Origin of the sequence: Cedecea sp., assembly GCF_036500665.1 — a bacterium.
Taxonomy (GTDB): Bacteria; Pseudomonadota; Gammaproteobacteria; order Enterobacterales; family Enterobacteriaceae; genus Cedecea.
On record NZ_DASYBS010000111.1, the window covers coordinates 1 to 1,848 of the forward strand.

Below are 1,848 nucleotides of genomic sequence, written 5' to 3' on the forward strand. Positions count from 1 at the left end.
TCCAAGGCTATTTGCTTCCTGACCCGAATGCCGGCAGCCGGCCGGCCGACGTGACTTTACTGGCGCCGCCCTACTAGTATTACTTTGTTAAGTAATTGCTTGCAGAAAATGCGTGATTTGGTAAAAACGGGACTTAGTGCGATGGACCAACCGAGATCTAAAGCGTTCTGGACGGGAGTTTGAGAGCTTCATGAGCGCAATCGTGCCGGCGTTAGGCCGCTCTGAGCGGCGGCAAGCGGCGATCCGGTACATCGAGGGTTTGTTAATGGAAGGTCAGCGTAAATCGATCCAGCCCTTAGCGGCACGCTTAGGAGTTGATGGGCAAACTTTACAGCAGTTTGTGACCGATAGTCCCTGGGACGAGAGCAAAGTCTGGAGTCAAATTCGGCGGGAGGTAGTCGGTCATCTGGAACCCTTTGAAAGTTGGATTGTCGACGAGACCGGGTGGCTCAAACAAGGGGAACATTCGGTAGGAGTAGCCTGGCAATATTGTGGAGCGGTGGGCAAACAGGCCAACTGCCAGGTCAATGTGCAGCTGGCAGTCAGCGACGGAATGGTCGCTGCCCCGATAGGAGCGCGATTGTTTTTGCCCCAGAGCTGGATTGAAGATAGTCAGCGACGCCACAAAGCCGGTGTCCCTCAAGAGCTTGGCTACGCGACCAAGGCGGAGATTGCTCTGCAGCTCATTGATGAGGCTTTAGCCGACGAAGTGCAACCAGCGCCAGTTTTGGGCGACAGTGTTTACGGAGACAGCTGGCGTTTTCGGGACGCCTTAAGGCAACGAGGGCTGGAGTTTTTTCTCCAAATCAACCCCCAGCAGCATCAGGGTTGGACCCAACCCATCCGTACCTTTAAACAACGCACTAAAAGCCATCCTCATGCCGATGAGCCTGCGGCCCAGAGCTTGAGCCAGATCCTGGGAGCACTTCGTCCCCAGCAGTTCAAAAACGCCAGTTGGAAAACCGCCGATGGCAGCACCAAAAAGACCCGCTTAGCTTGGCTGAAAATCTACTTGAGCCGAGCCCTTTTTTATCACGCTTCCCAACCGGAGGAGGTTTGGCTGGTTGTGGATTGGCCCGCCGATGCGCCTGAGCCCTACAACCTCTATCTTGCCCATCTGCATCGGAGTCCTTCGACCGCTCGCTGCTTGCGCTTGAGCCGCTCTCGCTGGCAAATCGAACAATACTTCCAACGCAGCAAAGCCGATCTGGGCTTGGATCATTATGAGGGTCGCTCTTGGCGGGGCTTTCACCATCACCTAGCCTTGAGCGCTCTAGCCTATCTCTTCATCCTTACTTGCTGGCTTCGCTCTAAAAAAAACTTCATTTCCCACGTGGGAGCAGACTCTCAACTGGACTCGGCCACTGTTACTGAGACTCACCGGTTGCTGCCCATTTTGTCTGACTACCTTTAATGACTCTACTTAACAAAGTAATACTAGCTCCTAGCTCCTAGCTCCTTTCAACAGGCTTCCCACGAAACCGGCTCACCGTCTCCGGTTGAGCTACTTTGCAACTCAGCGGCGGCAGACCTCGAAGTAGCAATTCCAGATCGCTCAAAACCATATCTCCGATCTCGATAAAGGCTTCGACCATGCCGCCAGCCCGATGAGCTGAAAGAACCGCGTTCTCCAAGTCCCGAATTGGGTGGTCAGGCGAAAGCGGCTCCTCAGGGAACACATCGGTCGCGACTCGCAACCGCCGGTTGCGAACTGCTTCCGTCAATGCGTCGAAATCCACCACCGCTGCCCGGCTCATCAAGATAAAAAGCCCACCCAGCCGGATAAGAGCCAGCTCACGTTGACCCAAGAATCCTTGGTTCTCTGTGGTCACACCTGCAAAAACAAAG

At 54.5% G+C, this 1,848-nt stretch carries 2 protein-coding genes; one reads left to right on the plus strand and one right to left on the minus strand.

Annotated elements, in window-relative coordinates; translation table 11 throughout:
* Positions 1-190 precede the first annotated feature (190 nt).
* Complete coding sequence (locus VGM55_RS18930) at positions 191-1,414, plus strand: IS701 family transposase (protein WP_331636332.1); 1,224 nt, start codon at positions 191-193, stop codon at positions 1,412-1,414.
* Positions 1,415-1,451: 37 nt separating this feature from the next.
* On the opposite strand, the gene VGM55_RS18935 is transcribed toward VGM55_RS18930, so the two are convergent.
* The coding region (locus VGM55_RS18935) for an NAD(P)-dependent oxidoreductase (protein ID WP_331636333.1) at positions 1,452-1,848 on the minus strand (397 nt) is incomplete at its 5' end.

Excerpts from the sequence above, each read along its gene's own strand:
- VGM55_RS18930 (WP_331636332.1), top strand. The coding sequence starts at position 191 with ATGAGCGCAATCGTGCCGGCGTTAGGCCGCTCTGAGCGGCGGCAAGCG.